The 16,421-nt window shown below is 64.0% G+C and carries 16 protein-coding genes; 5 read left to right on the forward strand and 11 right to left on the reverse strand.

The annotated features are described in order from the left end of the window. The first annotated feature begins 53 nt into the window (after positions 1-53). The gene (locus ORS3428_RS23045; protein ID WP_071100590.1) at positions 54-656 is read left to right on the forward strand and encodes a sulfotransferase family protein; all 603 of its coding nucleotides are present in this window, start codon (positions 54-56) and stop codon (positions 654-656) included. A gap of 141 nt (positions 657-797) precedes the next feature. Here the strand turns inward: ORS3428_RS23045 and ORS3428_RS23050 are convergent, their stop codons facing one another. Together ORS3428_RS23050 and ORS3428_RS31785 are read right to left on the reverse strand one after the other, a co-directional pair. Next, complete coding sequence (locus ORS3428_RS23050) at positions 798-1,529, reverse strand: DUF2270 domain-containing protein (protein WP_083355264.1); 732 nt, start codon at positions 1,527-1,529, stop codon at positions 798-800. Positions 1,530-1,639: 110 nt separating this feature from the next. After that, on the reverse strand, positions 1,640-1,846 hold the full coding sequence (locus tag ORS3428_RS31785) for a hypothetical protein (RefSeq protein WP_083355265.1): 207 nt from the start codon (positions 1,844-1,846) through the stop codon (positions 1,640-1,642). Between the two features lie 181 nt (positions 1,847-2,027). Between ORS3428_RS31785 and ORS3428_RS23055 the strand changes: the two genes are divergently transcribed. Next, positions 2,028-4,307: a cation:proton antiporter domain-containing protein gene (locus tag ORS3428_RS23055; protein WP_071100591.1), complete on the forward strand. Its 2,280-nt coding sequence runs from the start codon at positions 2,028-2,030 to the stop codon at positions 4,305-4,307. 198 nt (positions 4,308-4,505) lie between these two features. Here ORS3428_RS23055 and ORS3428_RS23060 read toward each other — a convergent pair whose 3' ends face one another. Then, positions 4,506-5,717, reverse strand: a complete 1,212-nt coding sequence (locus tag ORS3428_RS23060; protein WP_071100592.1) for an MFS transporter — start codon at positions 5,715-5,717, stop codon at positions 4,506-4,508. Between the two features lie 481 nt (positions 5,718-6,198). On the opposite strand from ORS3428_RS23060, the gene ORS3428_RS23070 reads away from it, so the two are divergent. Beyond that, on the forward strand, positions 6,199-6,618 hold the full coding sequence (locus ORS3428_RS23070; RefSeq protein ID WP_071100594.1) for a VOC family protein: 420 nt from the start codon (positions 6,199-6,201) through the stop codon (positions 6,616-6,618). 96 nt (positions 6,619-6,714) lie between these two features. On the opposite strand, the gene ORS3428_RS23075 is transcribed toward ORS3428_RS23070, so the two are convergent. Continuing rightward, positions 6,715-6,939 (reverse strand): hypothetical protein, encoded by a 225-nt coding sequence (locus ORS3428_RS23075; RefSeq protein ID WP_071100595.1) that lies wholly within the window; start codon positions 6,937-6,939, stop codon positions 6,715-6,717. Positions 6,940-7,060: 121 nt separating this feature from the next. Further along, complete coding sequence (locus tag ORS3428_RS23080; protein ID WP_071100596.1) at positions 7,061-7,288, reverse strand: DUF1127 domain-containing protein; 228 nt, start codon at positions 7,286-7,288, stop codon at positions 7,061-7,063. A gap of 166 nt (positions 7,289-7,454) precedes the next feature. Between ORS3428_RS23080 and ORS3428_RS23085 the strand changes: the two genes are divergently transcribed. After that, positions 7,455-8,876, forward strand: a complete 1,422-nt coding sequence (locus ORS3428_RS23085) for a LuxR C-terminal-related transcriptional regulator (protein WP_071100597.1) — start codon at positions 7,455-7,457, stop codon at positions 8,874-8,876. Between the two features lie 157 nt (positions 8,877-9,033). On the opposite strand, the gene ORS3428_RS23090 is transcribed toward ORS3428_RS23085, so the two are convergent. The 6 genes from ORS3428_RS23090 to ORS3428_RS23115 form a co-directional block, all read right to left on the reverse strand. Continuing rightward, on the reverse strand, positions 9,034-9,927 hold the full coding sequence (locus ORS3428_RS23090) for a carbohydrate ABC transporter permease (RefSeq protein ID WP_071100598.1): 894 nt from the start codon (positions 9,925-9,927) through the stop codon (positions 9,034-9,036). Position 9,928: 1 nt separating this feature from the next. After that, positions 9,929-10,780, reverse strand: a complete 852-nt coding sequence (locus tag ORS3428_RS23095) for a carbohydrate ABC transporter permease (protein ID WP_443136870.1) — start codon at positions 10,778-10,780, stop codon at positions 9,929-9,931. A 193-nt stretch (positions 10,781-10,973) separates the two neighbouring features. Next, positions 10,974-12,299, reverse strand: a complete 1,326-nt coding sequence (locus tag ORS3428_RS23100) for an ABC transporter substrate-binding protein (RefSeq protein ID WP_071100600.1) — start codon at positions 12,297-12,299, stop codon at positions 10,974-10,976. Positions 12,300-12,336: 37 nt separating this feature from the next. Next, positions 12,337-13,413 carry an ABC transporter ATP-binding protein gene (locus ORS3428_RS23105; protein WP_071100601.1) on the reverse strand — a complete coding sequence of 359 codons (1,077 nt, stop codon included), beginning with the start codon at positions 13,411-13,413 and terminating at the stop codon, positions 12,337-12,339. Between the two features lie 452 nt (positions 13,414-13,865). Further along, positions 13,866-14,459, reverse strand: a complete 594-nt coding sequence (locus ORS3428_RS23110; protein WP_071100602.1) for a DUF922 domain-containing Zn-dependent protease — start codon at positions 14,457-14,459, stop codon at positions 13,866-13,868. A gap of 92 nt (positions 14,460-14,551) precedes the next feature. Beyond that, the gene (locus ORS3428_RS23115; protein ID WP_071100603.1) at positions 14,552-14,935 is read right to left on the reverse strand and encodes an endonuclease domain-containing protein; all 384 of its coding nucleotides are present in this window, start codon (positions 14,933-14,935) and stop codon (positions 14,552-14,554) included. Positions 14,936-15,138: 203 nt separating this feature from the next. Here ORS3428_RS23115 and ORS3428_RS23120 point away from each other — a divergent pair. Beyond that, a partial coding sequence (locus tag ORS3428_RS23120) for an ABC transporter substrate-binding protein (RefSeq protein WP_172833719.1) occupies positions 15,139-16,421 on the forward strand: 1,283 nt, incomplete at its 3' end.

Genomic DNA, 16,421 nt, shown 5'->3' on the forward strand with positions numbered 1-16,421 from the left:
CCGGGCGCACGCCGGCCGTGCCAGGGAGAGGCCGTGCCAGGGAGGAGAGGGTTATGACCATCAGGGTGATTGGAGCCGGCTTCGGCCGAACCGGCACGGATTCGATGCGCGAGGCGCTGACGATACTGGGCTTCGGCCCTTGCCATCACATGTCGGAGGTGATGGCGCATGAGGAGCAGAAGCGGCTCTGGCGGGCGCTGGCCAAGGGCGACGCCCCCGACTGGGACAGGCTCTTTGCCGGTTACAAATCCTGCGTCGACTGGCCTTCGGTGCATTACTGGCGCGAACTGATTGAAGTCTATCCGCAGGCACGCGTCATCCTCACCTGGCGCTCGCCGGAGAGCTGGTGGGAGAGTTTCGCAAAGACGATCCTGCCGGCCGTCAGCGACAGCCAGGATCAGGAATCGCTGGGCGTCGCGCTGATCACCAAGCAGGTCTTCGGCGGCCGCCCRCAGGACCGCGACCATGCGATTGCTGTCTACGAAGCCAATGTCGAGGCGGTGCTCAAGACCGTGCCGGCCGAGCGCCTGCTGGTCCACAAGCTGGGCGACGGCTGGGAGCCGCTCTGCGCCCATCTCGGCGTTCCGGTGCCGGACGAGCCCTATCCGAACCGCAACACGACGAAGGAGTTCCGTACGGCACTGTCGTTGAATTGAAGGGGAGTAGGGCAGTAAGGGAGTAAGGGAATAGGGCAGTAGGGGAGTAAGGGAATAGGCAATAGGGAATGGAAGTCGCGGCGTCCACGCAGTGGTCTTCCTACTCCCTTACTGCCTTACTGCCCTACTCCCCTACTCCCCCTATACATGCACATCGCCGAACGACAGTTCGCCGTCGTCAGCGCGTATCAGGAAGGCGGCGGCAAGCATCGCGATGTAGAAGACGGCGACGCCGCACACCACCACGACGCCGGGGATGGGCCCGAGCGTCGCCACGCGGAAGGTGTCGAGCAGCGAGGCGCTGAAGCCGATCGGCGAGCCCTCGCGCGACAGGCTGGGTGTGGTGATCTTCAGCACCCAGGCGAGCAGCAGGATCGTGTACATGAAGATGTAGTTGCGCCGCAGCCGCCGGATCAGCGCCGCGCGCTGCGTTATGAGGAAGCGCGGCGAGCGCAGGCCTTCGCCCAGGATAGCCAGCCAGTTGGAAGCAAAATCCGGTTGCGGCGAGAAGATCTGTGCGAAATAATAGCGCTCGAACTGGCGCACCCGGGCTCGGTAGACGTCGAAGAAGCGGTAGCGTCGCGCCTCGATCCACAGAAGCAGCGTGATCAGAAGCATGGCGAAGAGCAGCACGCCGTGATGTGCGCTCGGCGTGGACAGCGACACCGAGAGCATCGCCGCCACCACGGTGATCGCCCAGTTGCTGGTGCGGTCGAGCCGGTCGCGCCAGCCGGCCATGCGCGCGATCTCGGCACGGTGGAAATGCGACATCGTGGTTGCGAATTCGGAGGAGGTCAGCTTCAGCGCGAAGGTGTCGGATCCGCGCGGCGGCGGCGCCGCTTCCACCGGTTTTATCGTCTGGGCCTGGGACATTCCCCGCCATGCGCCTCCCGTCGCAATGGCCGGCCGAGCAAGCCGGCCACACCCCCTTATAGCACAAATGTGCGGCCGGCCGAAATATTCCCGGTTTTCAGGCAGATAAGTCAGGATGCGATGGTTCGCAATGTCCGCTTCAAGTCGGTTGGAAATGGAACCACTTGAGCCTCGGGACGGGCATACTGGGCGGCCGCCACCGCCTCTATCACAAGGTCGAGCGCGGCGAGCGCGGCGCGGCTGGTTTCGTCGTCGCCGCGCAGGTAATGGCACGCCCGGTCGAGGTGCAGGTGGGCGGCGGCAAAGTCGCTTTTCATTAGCTTCTCCTTGTTGCCCGCCGTGTCTCGACCATGCGCGAGTCGCTTTACGCAAAAGCAAAGATTGGCGGTGGCATTTGAATTGAATTGTACGTTGCAGCTGCCGCAGCTTGCCGTGCAACCGAAGCCCGTGCGAACCGTTATGGCGAGACATAATCGAGGGGTGCAGAAATTGTCCTTCATGCTCAATCGGCAATGGACGGCCGCGCTTGCGGCGGTTGCGGTCTTTTTGATGCCGGCCGTCGCCTGGGCCGCCGAAAAGAAGGGCATGTCCAGCGAGGGCATTTTCGTTTTCGAAGTCATCCTGCTGCTCATCGTCGGCCGCGGCATCGGCGAATTGCTGGAGCGCCTCGGCCAGCCGGCGGTGATGGGGCAGTTGATCGGCGGCATCCTGCTCGGGCCCTCGCTGCTCGGCTGGCTGTGGCCTCAGGCCGAGCGATTGATCTTTGCGGGCGATGCCGCGCAGAAGTCGATGATCAACGCGATCGCCCAGCTCGGCGTGCTGATGCTCCTGCTGCTGACCGGCATGGAGACGGATCTCAGGCTGGTGCGCAGGGTCGGCCGCGCCTGCTTCTCCATCTCCGCCGCCGGCGTCGCCGTGCCCTTCGCGCTCGGCTTCGTGGCGRCACAGTTCATGCCGACGTCGCTGCTTGCCGTCGACGGCGAGCGCATCGTCGCCGGCCTCTTCCTCGGTACGGCGCTGTCGATCTCGTCGGTCAAGATCGTCGCCATGGTGGTGCGCGAGATGAACTTCATGCGCCGCGACCTCGGCCAGATCATCGTCTCCTCGGCCATCATCGAGGACACGATCGGCTGGGTGATCATCGCCATCACCATCGGTATCGCAACGCATGGCCGGGTCGAACTCGGCAGCCTGACCTTCACGCTGGCCGGCGTCGCCCTCTTCATGGTCTTTTCCTTCACCATCGGCCGCCGGATCGTCTTCGACGCCATCCGCTGGACCAACGACACCTTCCATAGCGAATATGCGGTCGTCACCGTCATCCTCGCCATCATGGGTGCCATGGCGCTGATCACCGATCTGCTCGGCGTCCACACCGTGCTCGGCGCCTTCGTCGCCGGCATTCTGGTCGGCGAGTCGCCGATCCTGTCGCGCCACATAGAAGGCCAGCTGCGCGGCGTCATCACCGCATTGTTCATGCCGGTGTTCTTCGGCGTCGCGGGCTTGTCCGCCGATCTCACCGTGCTCATGGATCCCGAGCTTGCGCTGCTCACCGTGGCGCTGGTGACGATCGCCAGCATAGGCAAGTTCGGCGGCGCCTTCGTCGGCGCGGAAGTCGCCGGCATGAGCCGCAGCGAGGCGATCGCGGTCGGCTGCGGCATGAATGCGCGCGGCTCGACCGAGGTCATCGTCGCCTCCATCGGCCTGTCGATCGGCGTGCTTTCGCACAACCTCTTCACCATGATCGTCACCATGGCCGTCATCACCACTTTGGCGATGCCGCCGACACTGCGCTGGGCGCTCGGCCGGCTGCCGGTGGGCGAGGCCGAGAAGAAGCGGCTGGAGCGTGAGGAGATCGACCAGCGCGGCTTCGTCGCCAATCTGGAGCGGCTGCTGGTGGTGGTGGACGATGGCGTCGTCGGCCGTTTCGCCGCCTACCTCGCCGGCGTGATCGGCGCCGGCAAGCCGACCACAGTGCTGCGCGCAAGCGGCGAAAGCGACGCCGAGACGGGCGAGGCGGCGCATGTCAAGGAAATCGAGAAGGGTACGGAGGACAGCCGTGAGGCGGCCAGGGAGGCCGACGAGCAGCCGACGCGCGAGGCGCCGCTCACCCGACGCCGGAACGATGTCCCGATCTCGGCCGAGTCGGTGGCCAAGGAGGCGCGCAAGGGTTACGGCATGCTCCTGATCGGCTTCGGCCGCGCGGTGAGCGCGAAGGGCGCCTTCTCGCGCCGGCTCAACGAAATCGCCGGCGCCTTCGACGGTCCGCTCTGCCTGGTGCTGAAGCCGTCCAGCGCCGGCCGCCACATGCCGCATCTCGGGCCGCGATCCGGCAAGATCCTGGTGCCTGTCAACGGCACGGCGATCGCGCGCCGGGGTGCGGAACTTGCGCTTGCCATCGCTTCCGTCACCGCCGCGCCGGTCAGGGTGCTCTATGTCGCGCGGATCGGCCGCGATGAGCTGCGCGACACCGTCTCGCATCGTCGCAGGGAGGCTGTGCTGAAGGACATTGTCGCGCTTGCCGACCGCTACGGCGTCGAGGTCGAGACGGCCATCCGCAGCAGGGCCGCCGCCGCCGATGCCATCGCCCGCCAGGCCGGCAGGAACGCAGCGTTGATCGTCATGGGCGCGGCGCGGCGGCCGGGCGACGAGCTTATCTTCGGCGAGACGACGAGCGGCGTGCTGCAGCGCTGCCCGTGCCCGGTCGTGCTGATCTCCGACTCGCGGCTGCGCCGCGACGACGAGGAGAGGGAGGCGATGCGATCGGGCAATGCGTGAGGAGGAAGGCGGCTGGCTTTCCTCGCCCCCGCAAGGCGGGGGAGAGGTGGCCGCGTAGCGGCCGGAGAGGGGGCTTCGTAGGGCAGATGCCTTTGCCCGGTACTGTGTGCGCAATGTCGGCGCTGTCCCCCGCTCCGTCTCGGCTTCGCCGAGCCACCTCTCCCCCACTGTCGTGGGGGAGAGGAAGAAGGGTTGCACTCAGGCCATCTGCAACCGCTGCCTGCTCGGCTGCGGCGGGAAGGCGATGGCGATGCCGGCGGCGCCGAGGCCCACCAGCGCCGAGCCGATGAACAGCCAGGAATAGCTGGCATAGGCGTCGTAGATCATGCCGCCGGCAAGCGGGCCGAACGACATGCCGAGGCTGGAAAGCATGGTTGCGGCGCCGAGCACGGTGCCGATGATGCGGCCGCCGAAATATTCGCGCGCCAGCACCGCGTAGAGCGGCATGACGCCGCCATAGGTGGCGCCGAAGATGACGGCGAGAACGTAGAAATGCTCCAGCCGCGCGGCCGCGAGATAGGCGGCGATCACCACGCCCTGGATCGCCAGCCCCGCAATCAGCACCGGCTTGACGCCCAGGCGGTCGGCGAGCACGCCGTAGAGCACGCGCCCGCCGAGGCCGGCCAGGCCCTCGACGCTGTAGATCGAGACGGCGGCCATCGGCGCCACGCCGCAGGCCATGGCGTAGCTCACCATGTGGAAGATCGGCCCCGAATGCGCCGCACAGCAGGCGAAGAAGGTGAGCGCCAGCACGATGAATTGCGGCGAGCGCAACGCCTGGCCGACACTCATGCCGGGATCGCCGGCGGCCGGCGCCGGCATGCTGCCATCGCTCGCCGCGACCGCCGCCGGCGGCTGGCGGACCAGGAGCACGGCGGGAAGCAAAAGCACCCAGGCCATGACGCCGATGTCGAACATGGCGGTGCGCCAGTCATAGGCTGAGATCAGCCAGCGCGCGAAGGGCGAGATCGTCATCGGCGCCACGCCCATGCCGGCCGAGACCAGCGACACGGCGAGGCTTCGGTTGGTGTCGAACCAGGTGGTGGTGAGCGCGATCATCGGCGCGAAGAAGGCGCTGGCCGCGAGGCCCACGATCACGCCGTAGCTCAGCTGGAAGGTAAGCAGCGAGCCGGCGCGGCTCGCCACCACCAGCGCCAGGCCGAGCAGCACCGCGCCGGCGAGAACGACAAGGCGTGCGCCGACGCGGTCATAGATCGTGCCCCAGGCGAATCCGCCCACGCCCATCACCAGGAAATTCAGCGTCATGGCGCTGGAAATGCCGGCGCGCGACCAGTTGGTATCGAGCGACATCGGCTCGAGAAAGATCGCCAGCGAGAACATCGCGCCGAGCGCCACACAGGTCATCAGCGCGCCAGTCGCGACGATGACCCAACGATAGGAAAGCTTCATGGTTTTCTCCCATGCCGTAAGGCATCCTGTTGGACCATGATTTCGATTTCGCGTCATGGCCCTGGTCGGTCGATACGGCACGGGATTTTCGAGGTTCGCCGTGCCGCTTGCGTCCGAAGGACGCCGGCGCCGGCGTCGTTCCTACAATCCGGTTGCATTTTTTATCCGGATTTTTTTCGACCGACGAATATCTGGCCATGGCTAGAAAGGTCGTGTTCCTTCGCGCCCCCTCTGGCCTGCCGGCCATCTCCCCCATTTGGGGGGAGATCAGCCTTCACGCGGCGCTTCGCTAATCTGCGRCGTTGCAGAAACGGCGCCGGCGCCGGAACTGCCAATCCCCCCCAAGTGGGGGAGATGTCCGGCAGGACAGAGGGGGGCGCTGTCCCGCCAGCGTTTCAGTATGTCAGCAATGGCAATGGCCCCTCATTGACCGCACGCCGGTCCCTTCTAGACTGGCCCCCCTTCAACCAGGAGCACACCCATGGAACTCTATCGCGGCCGGCTCATCGACCACCTTCATCTGGTGGTGCGCGACCTGAACGAGAGCCGGCGATTCTACGGTGCGGTGCTTGAGGTGCTGGGCATTCCGGTCGGCGGCGAGGCCGAGGATTATTTCTGGGCGGACGAGCTCTTCGTCTCCAGCGCCGACAGCCGCGCAGCCCTCGGCGTGCTCACCGGCCGTCATCATCTCGCCTTCCAGGCCAAGGACCGCGCCATGGTCGATGCCTTCTACACGGCGGGGCTGGCGGCCGGCGGCAAGGACAACGGCGCACCGGGCGAGCGCCCCTACCACCCCGGCTACTACGCCGCCTTCCTGCTCGACCCCGACGGTAACAACATCGAGGCGGTGTTCCATGGGCCGGCCAAGCGCAGTGCCGATGCGGTGGCGGTGAGCTTTTAGAAACTGGAGCGGTGCCGCTGATCTGTAGCGTCGGGCCCTAGCCCCATCGACACGCTCGATTGCGCGTCTCCATGGGAGCGGCGGATGCCGGTAAGATCAACCGAAGAGGCTGCGCAAGCGAAGCCACAATCCGGGGCGTTCGACGGGCGGCTCGGCCGTCTCACTCGATGTCAACTCGCCGGACCCGAGCAGGTAGAGCCAGGCCAGCATTTCGGTGGCCTCGCCGCAGCATGGCCCGGCGATGCCCGCGGAAAGGACGCTCAGCGCTTCCCCTCGCGAAAGCCCCGTTGGTGCAATCGGCGTCTCATCCCTGACATGCATGATTGGCCTCCATGGTTGGCGGCGGCAACGTAGTGCCGGGTGAACCATCGGCCGCAAGCGCAACCATCGCTGCGGCGGGGGTTCGTCCTGAACAGTTGCCTTTTTGCTGAATCTGTGCCGCCTAGCGGCGCCAGAACGGCTTGGCGAGTTCCTCCGCCACATCGTCCACGGTCAGACCCATGTCGCTTATCAGATGCGGAGTGTCGCGTGCCTTGAGCGCGAGCTCTTCGCGAAACCGGGCACGCTCGCTCCATTCCGAGAGCAAAGCGAAGAGACCCGGCCGGCGACCGATGAGACTGGCGTTGGCATCATAGAGACCGGACCTGGTGTTGAGCATCGTATTCATCATCGGCTCCCCTCGTTTGAAGCGCTGTCCTTGAAGAAGGGCACGCGAGGAGCCTGAACCCTCGCCCTCGGCCGAGCCATCGGCCGCATGCAGTGTTTTGGGTCCTGCATTTGTAGTATTTTGCATTCTCCACTGTTGCACGCAGTCATATGCGCTGACAGGACAGGTCATGAACCGTATCGTGACGACCTCGGATGCATTGTCGGAGCGCGAGCGTGCGGTGGCGGAAAAATTCGCCTCCKGTATGACCTATCGCGAAATCGGCGAGGCGCTGTTCATCGCGCCGTCCACCGTGCGCACTCACCTCGCCGCGATCTATGAAAAGCTAGGGGTGAGGAACAAGGTCGAGCTCGCCAGGCATGTCAACGACGGGGGCAGGGCGGGRCCGGCTGCGTTGCCGGCGGATCCTTCGCCGGTGCTCGCCCTGTTCCCGATCGAATGCCTGAGCACCGACGAGCGCTGGCGCCGTTTCGCCGACGCCCTGTCGTCGGACATCACGGTCGATCTCGCGCGCTATGCCGACATCCCGGTCATCGCCTTCCACACCATGAAGTCGCTGGGCAGTAAGCCTGCCGACTTCGCTGCCGACGGCCGAACGCTTGGCGCCACCTATATCGTGTCGGGCCAACTGCGCACCGATGATGCCCGTATACGGCTGACCATCGAACTCGCCGACGCTACCTCCGGCGTCAGTCTGTGGAGCGAGCGCTTCGATCGCCCTGTGGAGGACGTATTCGCGATGCAGGACAGCCTGACCGAAAGCGTGATCAACGTTCTTGCCGGCTGCTTCGGCGCCATCGCCACGGTCGGCCGCAATGCGAGCCGTCGCAAGCCCCCGGCCAGCCTGCATGCCTACGACTGCTACCTGCTCGGTGTCGAACAGCACAATACCTTCAGCCGCAGCGGCAACAGGGAAGCCATCAGGCTGTTTTCACGCGCGCTCGAGCTTGATCCGACACTGGTCAGGGCCTGGACCGAACTCGCCTATGCCTATTCGATCGAGGCGTGCAACGGCTTCTGCGAAGATTTGAAAGCCTCGATCGCCAAATGGCGCTGGGCGGTCGAGAACGCGCTGCGGCTCGACCCGACCAACAGCGCCGCATGGCTGTGTTACGGCGATGTCATGGGCTGCTTCGGCGACCTCGAAGCGGCCGAGCGAGCCCACCAGCGGGCTTTCCAATACGGCTCCAATCACGCCGACACGCTGGCGCTGCTTGCCGGCAGCAAGACGTTGGTCGCTGGCGATCCGGCTGAAGCGATCCCGCTGATGGAGCGCGCCATGCGTCTCAATCCCTTGGCTCCGCCTTGGTATTTCGGCATGCAGGGTCGCATCCTGTTCGTAGTCGGCAGGCACAAGGACGCTATTGCCGCTCTGCGCCGAARCACGCCGGACTCGCCCCACGTGCTGATGTTTCAGGCACTTGCTTCTGCTGCGTCGAACGAGAACGCCGAGGCGGTCAGATTTGTCGCCCGGCTGGATGACGAGTTCCCCGACTTCTCGGTCGAGGGTTTCATATCGGGCTACCCGGTCAGCAATCCGGTCGCCGTCCGAGCCATCCGCGAGGCGGCAATGCTGGTGCCGATCCGTTAAAGCACGTCTCCCGAAARTGAGAGCCGGTTTCGGGACAAAGACATGCGTAAAATCAAAACCTAAAGCGCATGGAGCGAATCTGAAAGATCGCGGCGCGCTTTGGTCTGGCGTTCATCGACTGACGTTGCTCCCTGAAATAGCAAGCGCCGTGGCGCGGCTATTCCTTCACGGCGCCCGTCATCGACGAAACATAGTGCTCGACGAAGAAGGAATAGAGTACCACCACCGGCAGCGAGCCGATCAGCGCACCGGCCATCAACGCTCCCCATTCATAGACGTCGGAGCGCACCAGTTCGGTGAGCACGCCGACCGGCACCGTCTTCTTTTCCGACGATTGGATGAAGGTCAGCGCGTAGATGAACTCGTTCCAGGAAAGCGTGAAGGCGAAGATGCCGGCCGAGATCAGGCCCGGCACCGACAGCGGCAGCACGATCTTGGTCAGGATCTGCCAGCGGGTCGCCCCATCGATGAGCGCGCATTCCTCCAGCTCGAACGGGATCGAGCGGAAATAGYCCATCAACAGCCAGGTGCAGAACGGGATGAGGAAGGTGGGATAGGTGAGGATCAGCGCAAACGGCGTGTCGTAGAGGCCGAGGTTGAACACCATCACCGACAGCGGAATGAACAGGATCGACGGCGGCACGAGATAGGCGAGGAAGACGGCGAGCCCGACCTGTCGCGCCCCCGAGAACCTCAGCCTTTCGATCGCATAGGCGGCCAGCACGGCCGCCAACAGCGACAGGAAAGTAGAGGCGGTCGAGATGATGACCGTATTGAGCAGCCAGCCGGGATAGGATGTCTCGAACAGCAGATAGCGTATGTGCTCCAGCGTCGGATGCACGACCCAGAGCGGATTGTAGTTCACATAGTCCGTCATCTCGGCGTTCGGCTTAACCGCCGTGATCGTCATCCAGTAAAACGGAAACAGAAGCACGACGACGAACACCAGCAATGGCAGATAAACCGTCACCACCTTGCGCGGCAGGGTTTGCAGGTAGCCCATGCCGCCTTCGTCGGTATCCAGGCGCTCGATTTCCTTGATCGCGGCCATGTCAGTCTCCGCCGCCTTGCTGCCACCTGCGCCGTTGCAGGCCGAAATAGCTGAACAGGATCGCTGCCAGCAGGAAGGGGATCATGGCGACCGCGATCGCCGCGCCTTCGCCGAGCTGGCCGCCGGCAATGCCGCGCTGGAAGGACAATGTCGCCATCAAGTGCGTGGCGTTCACCGGCCCGCCGCGGGTCAGCACATAGATCAGCTGGAAATCGGTGAAGGTGAACAGCACCGAGAAGGTCATGGTGATGGCGATGATCGGCGTCAGCAGCGGCAACGTCACATAACGGAACAGCTGCCACCGGCTGGCGCCGTCGAGCGTGGCGGCCTCGTAAAGCGACTGCGGGATAGTCTGCAGGCCGGCAAGCAAGGTGATCGCGACGAACGGGATGCCGCGCCAGACATTGGCCGCGATCACCGAAGCGCGAGCATTGGTAGGGTCGCCGAGGAAGTTGATGYGGTGGTCGATCAGCCCCATCTGCTGCAGCGCCCAGGATAGGATCGAGAACTGCGAGTCGTAGATCCACCAGAAGGCGATGGMCGACAGCACCGTGGGTACCACCCAGGGCAGCAGCACCACCGCGCGGAAGAACGATTTGAAGGGCAGCTTCTCGTTGAGGATGAGAGCCAGCCACAGGCCGAGCACGAATTTCAGGATCGAGGCGCTGACCGTGTAGAGCAGCGTGTTGAAGACGGAGAGCCAGAATACGCCGTCGCTCCAGAGATATTCGTAATTCTCGATGCCGATATAGATGCCGGGCCGGCCAATGCGGGTGTCGGTGAAGCCGAGCCAGACGCCCAGCCCCAGCGGATAGGTGAGAAAGACCAGGAGCAGCGCTGCTGCCGGCAGCATGAAGCCAAGACCGAGCGCGTTGCGGCTCCCGGCAAAACGCGACAGGATCGACGGACGCCGCTGAACGGCAACGGATGGCACGGCCATGGCGTGGCTCCCTGCGAGGTCTGGCGGAACGGCCGGGGCGACAGCCTTTCTTCTCCCGGATGCCTCCGAAAGACGCGGGYGCGGCCCCCGGCTCAGGCGAATGCGCTCAGACGCGATAGTAGCGGTTGGCGCGCTTTTCGGCCTCTTCCATTGCTTCCTGCGGCGTGGCCTGGCCCGTCACCGCCTTGGCGAACATGTCGACCAGAACATAGTCGGCCATCGTCGCGGCCGAAGCATAGCCGAGCGGCCCGGCATAACCGTTGGTGCGCAGCGTCGCCGAGGCCTTCGCGTAGGCCGCATTGTTGGGATCGGCCTTCCACACCGGATTGTTGTCGAAGGCCTTCAGCGTCTGGCAGCAATACGCAGCCGACGACGTGATCCAGTCCGGCATCTGCGGATTCTCGAACATGAACTGCAGATAGGCTTTGGCCGCATTGGGGTAGGGCGTATAGTTGAAGATCACGGCCGTGGTCACCTGGAAGAGCTCGACCGATTTCCCGACCGGACCGATCGGCAGGTTAGTCGTGCGCATGTCCTTGGCGATTTCGGCGAGCTTCGGATCGTTGTCCTTATTGACCTTGGCGGTGTTGTAGACCGAAATGCCGTTGGCGATCACGCTCACCTCGCCGGCCAGGAAGGCGCGGTTGTTGTTCACGTCGAGCCAGCTTTCGGTGCCGGGAATGAAGGTCTTGTAGAGCTCCTGCGCATACCGGATCGCTTTCAGCGTCTCCGGGCTGTTGATCGTTACTTTCCCGCTTTCGTCGACCATCTTCCCGCCATGGCTCCACAGCAGCCAATGCGCGTAGTTGTTGCCGTCGCCGACGCCGTGGCCATGCGTGAAGCCGGCCGGATGGCCTTTCGCCTTCAGCGCCTTGCAGAGCTCGAGGAAGCCGGCCGTGTCCTTCGGGAATTCCGAGAAGCCGGCCTCCTTGACCCAGCTTTCGCGATAGACGATAGCATTGCCGATGGTGGCCAGCGGCAGGCCGAGGAACTTGCCCTCGCGCGTCGCATACTGCCGCGGTCCGTCGTACCAGCCGCCATATTTCTTGCCGAGATATTCGCCGAGTTCAGTCACGTCGAGCAGCTTGTCGGGATATTGGTGCGGGTCGTCGAACCAGACGAACATCAGGTCCGGACCGGAGCCGACATTGGCGGCGACCGCCGCCTTGGGACGAATGTCTTCCCAGCTTTCCTTATCGATACGGACCTCCACGCCCGTCGCCTCGGTGAACCGCTTCGTATTCTTCAGCCACTGATCCTCGTCGCCCTGCACGAAAGGCGCCCAGCGCAGCAGCCTGAGCTTCGCACCGTCCTCCGGCTTGTACTTCAACCCCTCCTGGGCGAAGGCCGGGGAGCCGACCAAGCGGCTGCCCAGGGCTCCGGCGGCCGCGCCGGCGGTCGTGCGGATCACGTCGCGTCTGGTGAACTTCATGCTCGTTTCCTCCTGTTTGTTTCCTCGTTGCGTGGCTCTAGCGCGCCGCTTCGATCCGCTGGCCGGTTTCGCCGTGGAACAGATGAATGGGGCCGGGCTCGACCGACAGCCGGATGGTTTCTCCCGGCGCGAAGGCATGGCGCTCGCGGAAATTGGCGACGATGTCCTCGCCGCCGGCCGTCCGGCCGATGATCTGAACTTCAGAGCCAGTCGGCTCGATCACCACCACCGTGACCGGAATACCGTCGTCGGCCAGCCGCAGATGCTCGGGCCGAACACCCAGGACCATGGCTTCGCCGTTGCCGATCGGCGGTGGTTTCGGCAAAGGCACGGAAATGCCGCCCGCGCCCCGGAAGGATGGTGCGCCATCGTTGGCGAATGTCMCCTTGAGCAGGTTCATGGCGGGCGAGCCGATGAAGCTCGCGACGAACAGGTTGTTCGGGTGGTCGTAGAGCTCGAGCGGCGGACCGATCTGCTCGACGATGCCGTCATGCATGAYCACGATCTTGTCGGCCATGGTCATGGCCTCGATCTGGTCGTGGGTGACATAGATCGTCGTCGTCTTCAGYCGCTGGTGCAGTTCCTTGATCTCGGCGCGCATCTGAACCCTGAGCTTGGCGTCGAGATTGCTGAGTGGCTCGTCGAACAGGAACACCTGCGGATTGCRCACGATCGCCCGGCCCATCGCGACGCGCTGGCGCTGGCCGCCTGAAAGCTGGCGCGGATAGCGCGACAGAAGCGGAACCAGCCCGAGGATTTCGGCCGCCCGTTTCACCCCGGCCTCGCTTTCAGCCTTGGGCACGCCCTTCAGCATCAGCGAGAACGCCATGTTCTCGGCCACCGTCATGTGCGGATAGAGCGCGTAGTTCTGGAAGACCATGGCCACGTCGCGCTCCTTCGGCGCAACGTCGTTGACGATACGGCTGCCGATCGAAATATGGCCGCGCGATATTTTTTCCAGGCCGGCGATCATCCGCAGCAGCGTCGATTTTCCGCAGCCCGACGGCCCGACCAGCGTGACGAACTCGCCGTCGTCTATATCGACGCTGACGCCATGCAGGATCTGGGTGGCCCCGAACGATTTGTAGACATCGCCAATCGCGACAGACGCCATCGCACTCCTCCCGATGGTCCCTGCGATGTCTCGCAGGGAGCCGTTCCTATCAGGTGTGGCTGAATCGGATGCCGGCAAGCATCCACCACTGGCGTCGGCGACGTCTGCCCCAGCTCCCCCCGGGTCACGCGACTGTGAAACGGTAGCGCCGCCCAATCCGCCTGTAAAGCGGCGCGCGCCCTTATACTTTCGTCGCTTGAGGAAAGCCTACCTCTAACCGAAGTCAAGTCGGCTCGTGCCGTGTTGCCGCCGGTCAATCATCGAATAGCGGTGAATGAAAATTAGCGATTACTAAGATATAAGTTCAATCTCGCCGAGAGAAATCTGGTCTGAGCCCGTTTCGGTGGAATGCGGATCGACCTTTGTCCGTCCAAAGTTCGGACATTGCTGGACCGGTTCTTCGATCACGGCTGTGCTGCAGCGCGGGCAGGGGACCGTACAGCCGCTGCCTCTCATCCGCCAATCAAAAACGCCGCGATCAGCTTCTGCAGGTTGCCRCCCGGGCCGAACTCGACCTTGTCGAAGTCGCGGCTGGCCTGGCGCTGGGCCTTGGACAATTGGTCGAGATACTTCGTCAGCTCGGCCCTGACCTTGGCGCAGCCGGGGTCGTCGGCGGCGGTGAGGCCGGTGCTGAAGGCGACGATCTTGTCCACCATGTCTTTGATGCCGGCGCCGTGCACCTTCTCATGCGCGGCGAGCCCGGCGGCAAAGGCATCCCAGCGCGCCTGCACGGCGGGCGCAAGCTTTCCGGCGGGTTTCGGCAGCGTGTAGGTGATGACGAGCGTTGGCCGCGCGCTCTTCAGCACGCAGGCGCCGCCCTGCGGCTGGTAGTCCCGCTGCCAGGTCAGCTTGAAATTGGTGTGCGCGATCGCCCGCCGCTGACTGCCAGCGCTGCCGACCATCGGCCCCTTGTCGCCGATCGAGACATAGAGCGCCTCCACGGTTTGCCCCGAGATCGCATAGATCTCTATCCTTTCGACCGGCTTCCAGTCGGCAAGGGCCGGCGTGGCGGGCAGCAGGGCGGCGAGCAGGAGGGCTGGCTTCATGGGGACTCGGTGGGATTGCGGGCGAGAAGCGCGGTTTTATCTCCCCCCTTGTGGGGGAGAAAGCGATTTCAACATCTTAGCGAAGCTAAGTGTTAGAAATCGCAAGAGAGGGGATTTGCTGGGGGGCTGCCCTTCCGCACTTCGGCGAGGATCGTCAGGCATACACCGTCGATATTTCGCACCACTTCGTCGTTCCAGAAGCGCAGTATCTTGAACCCTTTCATCTCGAAATGCCGATCGCGTTCGGCGTCTCGTTGCGACTCCGCATGTTGAGCGCCGTCAACCTCGACGATCAGCCTTAGTTCGAAGCAGACGAAATCGACGATATAGCCGTCAAGYGGCACCTGCCGTTTGAACTTCAAGCCTTCGAGCTGCCTGTTGCGCAGTGCCTRCCAAAGAAGGTTCTCGGCCTTCGTCGCGTCGGCGCGCATGGTTCGAGYGAAGGTGCGGTGTGATGGTGGAACCTGTTTGCGCATGGTTCGTGGAAATCCCCTCTCTTGCGATTTCTAACACTTAGCTTCGCTAAGATGTTGAAATCGCTTTCTCCCCCGCAAGGGGGGAGATACGCGCCCGCCGAAACCGCCTTTGCCCTGTTGACTCCTCCTTACTTACGCGCAATAAAATCTATACGCATGTTCATTTTTACATGCGCATTCGTATAGGAGGAGACGGAATGCCAATGCCTAGGCTCATGGGAATTCTCGCCGCGGCCACCGCCGCTTCGGCGCTGACGGCAGGTGCTGCCCTGTCGGAGGAGATCACGGTCGCAACGGTCAACAACGGCGACATGATCATCATGCAGAAACTGTCGTCGGAATGGGAGAAGGCCACCGGCAACAAGGTCAACTGGGTTGTGCTGGAAGAGAACGTGCTGCGCGAGCGCGTCACCACCGATATCGCCACCAAGGCCGGCCAGTTCGACGTGATGACAATCGGCGGCTACGAGACCCCGATCTGGGGCAAGGCCGGCTGGCTGACGCCGCTCAACGACCTCGGCGACGACTATGACTATGACGACCTGATCGCGCCGGTGCGCAGCGGCCTCACCGTCGACGGCAAGCTCTATGCCGTGCCTTTCTATGCCGAAAGCTCGTTCACGCTCTACCGCAAGGACCTGTTCGACGCCGCCGGGCTGAAGATGCCGGAAGCGCCGACCTACGACCAGATCACCGAATTCGCCGCCAAGCTCACCGACAAGTCGAAGGAGCAGTATGGCCTCTGCCTGCGCGGCAAGCCGGGCTGGGGCGAGAACATGGCCTATGTCGGCACGCTGGTGAACACCTTCGGCGGCCGCTGGTTCGACATGGACTGGAAGCCGCAGATCAATTCCGACGCCTGGAAGAAGGCGATCGGCTGGTATGTGGACACCATGAAGAAGTATGGACCGCCGGGCATCAGCTCCAACGGCTTCAACGAGAACCAGACGCTGTTCGCCTCCGGCCATTGCGCCATGTGGATCGACGCTACCTCCGCCGCGGGACGCGTCTATGATCCGAAGCAGAGCAAGGTGGCCGACAAGGTTGCCTTTGCCAAGGCGCCGGTCGCTGTCACGCCCAACGGCTCGGCCTGGGGCTGGGCGTGGAGCCTCGCCATCCCGACCTCGACCAAGAAGGCGGAAACGGCGAAGTCCTTCGTCAAATGGGCGACGTCCAAGGCCTATGTCCAGCGCGTCGGCGAGACCGAAGGCTGGGTCGCCGCACCTCCGGGAACGCGCAAGTCCACCTATGCCAGCCCGGACTACCAGAAGGCGGCGCCCTTCGCCGCGACGGTGCTCGCCGCGATCGAATCCGCCGATCCGACCAAGCAGACCAAGGACCCGGTTCCCTATACCGGCATCCAGTTCGTCGCCATCCCGGAATTCCAGGGCATCGGCACGCAGGTCGGCCAGGCGGTCGCTGCCGCCGTCACCGGCGAGCAGTCGGTCGACGACGCGCTGAACGGCGCCCAAGCCTCCGTGGAGAA

This window comes from Mesorhizobium sp. ORS 3428 (genome assembly GCF_001854785.1).
Lineage (GTDB): Bacteria > Pseudomonadota > Alphaproteobacteria > Rhizobiales > Rhizobiaceae > Mesorhizobium.

Excerpts from the sequence above, each read along its gene's own strand:
- ORS3428_RS23080 (WP_071100596.1), bottom strand. The coding sequence starts at position 7,288 with ATGATGAATACGATGCTCAACACCAGGTCCGGTCTCTATGATGCCAAC.
- ORS3428_RS23050 (WP_083355264.1), bottom strand. The coding sequence starts at position 1,529 with ATGTCCCAGGCCCAGACGATAAAACCGGTGGAAGCGGCGCCGCCGCCG.
- ORS3428_RS23075 (WP_071100595.1), bottom strand. The coding sequence starts at position 6,939 with ATGCATGTCAGGGATGAGACGCCGATTGCACCAACGGGGCTTTCGCGA.
- ORS3428_RS31785 (WP_083355265.1), bottom strand. The coding sequence starts at position 1,846 with ATGAAAAGCGACTTTGCCGCCGCCCACCTGCACCTCGACCGGGCGTGC.
- ORS3428_RS23060 (WP_071100592.1), bottom strand. The coding sequence starts at position 5,717 with ATGAAGCTTTCCTATCGTTGGGTCATCGTCGCGACTGGCGCGCTGATG.
- ORS3428_RS23100 (WP_071100600.1), bottom strand. The coding sequence starts at position 12,299 with ATGAAGTTCACCAGACGCGACGTGATCCGCACGACCGCCGGCGCGGCC.
- ORS3428_RS23070 (WP_071100594.1), top strand. The coding sequence starts at position 6,199 with ATGGAACTCTATCGCGGCCGGCTCATCGACCACCTTCATCTGGTGGTG.